Below are 4,334 nucleotides of genomic sequence, written 5' to 3' on the forward strand. Positions count from 1 at the left end.
ATCATTGGCCTCACGCACGGTGGTGTTGACGCACACTTCGGTGGTGACACCGCAGACCAGCAGATTCTCGATGCCGTATTTCTCCAGCACGTCGGTGAGCTCGGTGGCGTAGAAGGCGCCCTTGCCCGGCTTGTCGATCACGACTTCGCTGTCGAGCGGATAGAGCTCGGGGATGATGTCGTGACCGGCCTCGCCGCGAATGAGAATGCGCCCCATCGGGCCGGGATCGCCGATGCGCAAGGACGGCGCGCCGCGCTCGACCTTCGCCGGCGGCGCATCGGAGAGATCGGGCAGATGACCCTCGCGGGTGTGGATCACCAGCATGCCGGTGTCGCGCGCCGCCTTCAGCACCGCGCCGATCGGCTTCACCGCACGCGCAAGCTGGCTGACGTCGTTGCCGAGCGTCTCGCCGAAGCCGCCCGGCTCCATGAAATCGCGCTGCATATCGATGATGAGAAGCGCGGTGGCGGGCCAGTCGAGCCTGATCGGCTCGGGCTCGGCGCTGATGACGCCCAATGTCGGCTTGGTCGAGTTCAACATGACTCAAGGCCCCCGCGAGAACTCTCTTTGCCAGGAGTTCTGCAAACGCCGTGCCATTGTGTACAATTGCGGGGAGGCACAGCCTGCGAGGGAATTCGTTGTGCTGTCAGAAGGTTACATCAGAGATCGATGATTGCTTATTCCCTGTGCGACGGCTTTGCGACGTGCAGTTGCTTAAAGGATGAGCGGGCGGCGATGGACTCCCGGTCGTCATTCCGGGGCGACGCGACAGCGTCGAGCCCGGAATCCATCGGGCCGCAATGTGTGAGGTGAAATGGATTCCGGGTTCGCGCTGCGCGCGCCCCGGAATGACGAGCTGAGACTACCGCCCCGCCCCATACAGCCGCCGATACTCGTCCTCATACGGCGCATAGGAATCCTTCAGCGTCGCCATGTTGAGCAGCATGGTGGCCACCATCGTGCCCGTCTTGTCGAACACGCGCGTCTTGACCCAGGCGCTTTCGGTGCGGCGGCTGCCGGAGAGCGCGACCACTTCGCGCTCCGCCTCATACGCGTCGTCGACGAAGAGCGGCCCCTTCACCAGCCTGATCTCCTGGTCGGCGAACAGGCCGACCGCCGGGCCCTTGGCCGGCAACGGATCGTCCTTGGAGCGGTACTGGAACAGCACGCTGAGCATCTCCATCGGGATGACCGGCTTGCGCCATGGGTTGTCGGCGCTGGAATAATACGGCGAGTTCTCGGTGATGACGGCGAGCTTCTGCCGGAGCGAGAACGGATAGAGGTCGCCCATGGTCTGGTCGAACGCCATGCGCACAGCTTGCCGCTTGCTGGTCTGCGCGATCTTCACCTCGCGCAGGATCACGGGATCGGCGAGCGGCTTCAGCTCGGTGAGGCGGGTCTCGAGCGCGGTTGCCGCGTGCGGTTCGCCGATCGAGGCCGTGCCGCGCAGCACTTCGGTGCCGTCGCGCTTGACCATCTGGATCTGGCACTGGCTCGCACCGGCTAGAGGTTTCGACAGGATCGCCTGCACCTCCTCGCCTTCGAAGCAGGCGTTGCGATAATGCGCGGAAAGACAGCCGCTCTCGAACCAGCCCTGTCCCCACAGCCGCGCGCCGAGCGGGGCGAACTGGCTGAAATGCGTCGGGCCTTCGATGGTGCCGCCCTTGAAGCCGAGCTTTTGCGCGGTGGCGTCATCATGGATCGAGGCGTGCGCATCGTAAGTTTGCGCGTGAAGCATCTGGCGCGGCTGGCGCCACGGCCCGATCAAGGCCTCGGCCGTCTCGGTGATCTCGGTGTCGAATGCTTTTGCCGTCATGGTGTCCTCCGCAAGCAAGCCATGACTAGCAGGAGCGCCACGGATGCGGCCAGCGATATTGACTTCGCCGGCCCATGCTCTTGACTGCGATCTCCCGCTTCGCACAGCCGCAAGCCTCCCGCGGCGCAAAATCCCCCGCCCGACCAGGACAACAAGGACTTCCGAAATGACGCTGATGCAGGTCGAGCTGGACGATAAATACCGGCTCGAATCGAAGCGGATCTTCCTGTCCGGCACGCAGGCCCTGGTTCGACTGCCCATGTTGCAGCGCGAACGCGACCGGCTTCAAGGGCTCAACACCGGCGGCTTCATCTCGGGCTATCGCGGTTCCCCGCTCGGCATGTACGACCACGCGCTGTGGCGGGCGAAGTCGCACCTCCAGCAGCACGACATCGCCTTCGTGCCCGGCCTGAACGAGGACTTGGCCGCGACCGCGGTCTGGGGCAGCCAGCAGGTCGGCCTGTTTCCCGGCGCCAAGGTCGATGGCGTGTTCGGTATCTGGTACGGCAAGGGACCGGGCGTCGACCGCTCGGTGGACGCGCTGAAGCACGCCAACGCGGCCGGCACCTCGCTTAATGGCGGCGTGCTGGCGCTCGCAGGCGACGACCATGGCTGCCAGTCCTCGACGCTGGCGCATCAGAGCGAGCAGGTGTTCGCGGCGGCGCTGATTCCCGTGATCAATCCGGCAACGCTGCAGGATTATCTCGACCTCGGCCTCTATGGCTTTGCGCTGTCGCGCTTCTCCGGCTGCTGGGTCGGCTTCAAGGCGATCAGCGAGACCGTGGAAAGCTCGGCGTCGATCGACAGCGATCCTGAACGCATCAAGATCGTGCTGCCAGATGATTTCGAGATGCCGCCCGGCGGCCTCAACATCCGCTGGCCCGATCCGCCGCTGGACGCCGAGAGACGCCTGTTCGGCCCGAAGATGGCTGCCGTGCAGGCCTTTGCCCGCGCCAACCAGCTCGATCGCATCGTGCTCGACTCAAAGCCCGCGCGACTCGGCATTGTCGCAACCGGCAAGGCCTATCTCGATCTGCGCCAGGCGCTCGCCGATTTGGGCATTACCGACAAGGACGCGCAGGACCTGGGCCTGCGCATCTACAAGGTCGCGCTGACCTGGCCGTTGGAGGAGAGCGGAGCCAAGCGCTTCGCCGAAGGACTTCAGGATGTCCTGGTGGTCGAGGAGAAGCGCGGCTTCATCGAAGACCAGCTGATGCGCATCCTCTACAACATCGACGCGTCCAGGCGCCCGACCGTCACCGGAAAGCGCGACGAGCGCGGCGCGCCGCTGCTGCCGAGCGAGGGCGAGCTGACGCCGACCATCGTGGCGTCGGCGCTGGTCGCGCGGCTGCGCAAGCTCGGTCATCACAGCCCGGTGCTGGAACAGCGCCTCGCGCGGCTCGAGGCGTTCGACAATCCGGTCACCGCCAGCGCGCCGATCAAGCTCGCGCGCACGCCGTTCTTCTGCTCGGGCTGCCCGCACAATTCCTCGACCCGCGTGCCCGAGGGCAGCCGCGCCATGGCCGGCATCGGCTGCCACGGCATGGCCCTGAGCATGCCGACCCGCCGCACCGACCTGATCTCGCATATGGGCGCCGAGGGCGTGAACTGGATCGGGCAATCTCCCTTCACCAGCGAGACGCACATCTTCCAGAATCTCGGCGACGGCACCTATACACATTCGGGCTTGCTCGCTCTTCGTGCCGCTTCAGTCGCCGGCATCAACATCACCTACAAGATCCTCTACAACGACGCCGTGGCGATGACCGGAGGCCAGCCGGCCGAGGGCGGCTTCAACGTCGCGCAGATCGCGCACCAGGTCTGGGCCGAGGGCGTCAAGCGCCTCGCGATCGTCTCGGACGATCCGGGCAAATACCCCGAAGGCAATTACTTCCCACAAGGCGCGACGATCCATCACCGCCGCGAGCTCGATGCCGTGCAGCGCGAGCTGCGCGACATCAAGGGCCTCACGGTCGTCATCTACGACCAGACCTGCGCGGCCGAAAAGCGCCGCCGCCGCAAGCGTGGACTCTATCCCGACCCCGCCAAGCGCGCCTTCATCAACGAGCTCGTCTGCGAAGGCTGCGGCGACTGCTCGCAGGCCTCGAACTGCGTCTCGGTGCAGCCGCTGGAGACCGAATTCGGCCGCAAGCGCCAGATCGACCAGTCGAACTGCAACAAGGACTTTTCCTGCGTCGAGGGCTTTTGCCCGAGTTTTGTCACCGTGCATGGCGGCACGCTGAAGCGGATGAAGACGTCGGCGGTCGATTCCGGACAGTTGTTCGCCGACCTGCCGCTGCCTCCTGTCCGCGAGCTCGAGGCGCCGTACAACATCCTCGTCACCGGCATCGGCGGCACCGGCGTCATCACCATTGGCGCGCTGCTCGGCATGGCCGCCCATGTCGACGGTCGCGGTTGCTCGGCGCTGGACTTCACCGGCCTGTCGCAGAAGAACGGCGCCGTGATGAGCCATGTCCGCATCGCACCGAAGCCCGAGGACATTTCGGCGGTCCGCATC

The 4,334-nt window shown here is 65.4% G+C and carries 3 protein-coding genes; 1 reads left to right on the plus strand and 2 read right to left on the minus strand.

Features of this window, described 5'->3' with window-relative positions; genetic code table 11:
- Both AC1D00_RS29175 and AC1D00_RS29180 read right to left on the minus strand, forming a co-directional pair.
- Positions 1-540 (minus strand): cysteine hydrolase family protein (locus AC1D00_RS29175; protein ID WP_477013044.1); only part of this gene is annotated, 540 nt, incomplete at its 3' end.
- 322 nt (positions 541-862) lie between these two features.
- On the minus strand, positions 863-1,816 hold the full coding sequence (locus tag AC1D00_RS29180; protein WP_477013045.1) for a hypothetical protein: 954 nt from the start codon (positions 1,814-1,816) through the stop codon (positions 863-865).
- 43 nt (positions 1,817-1,859) lie between these two features.
- Here AC1D00_RS29180 and AC1D00_RS29185 point away from each other — a divergent pair.
- Positions 1,860-4,334, plus strand: a 2,475-nt coding sequence (locus tag AC1D00_RS29185; RefSeq protein ID WP_477013046.1) for an indolepyruvate ferredoxin oxidoreductase family protein, incomplete at its 3' end; no start/stop codon positions are given.

Source organism: Bradyrhizobium sp. P2_E8 (genome assembly GCF_056403875.1).